General features: G+C 63.9%; 1 protein-coding gene. It reads right to left on the reverse strand.

Annotated features, from left to right (window positions below; genetic code table 11):
- Window positions 1-419: response regulator (locus G3I71_RS46140; protein WP_203733070.1), on the reverse strand; the 419-nt coding region annotated here is incomplete at its 3' end.
- Window positions 420-557 lie beyond the last annotated feature (138 nt).

A 557-nucleotide genomic window follows, 5' to 3' on the forward strand; every position in this document is an offset into this window, starting at 1 on the left:
TCGATGACGAGGTCAGCCATTGCCAGCTGCTTGCACGCGGGCGCCTCCGACCGCCGCAGACGGGCCCGGATGCGGGCCACCAGCTCCGTCGGTTTGAACGGCTTGGCGATGTAGTCGTCGGCCCCGGACTCCAGGCCCACGACCACGTCAACCGTGTCACTTTTGGCGGTGAGCATGACAATAGGCACGCCCGACTCGGCCCGGATCAGCCTGCACACCTCTATGCCGTCCCGTCCGGGCAGCATGAGGTCGAGCAGCACGAGGTCCGGCTTGGCCTCCCTGAAGGCAGCCAATGCCTTGTCACCGTCCGCTACGAACGACGGCTCAAAACCTTCTCCACGCAACACGATGCCGAGCATCTCGGCCAGTGCGGTGTCGTCGTCGACGACAAGGACGCGTCCCTTCATGCTTGACATCATCCCATTAGCTAATCGTTACCCGGCGGTGAGCTGTCCCACAGCCAAAAGGGCTGGAAATCGCCCCTCGGACCTGCGTGGTGATCAGGACGTCCAGTCTGCCCCGGATCGGCGCGACAATTGAAGGGACGAGCTGCCCGA

It is taken from the genome of Streptomyces sp. SID12501 (assembly GCF_010550245.1).
In the GTDB taxonomy this organism is placed as follows: Bacteria; Actinomycetota; Actinomycetes; order Streptomycetales; family Streptomycetaceae; genus Streptomyces.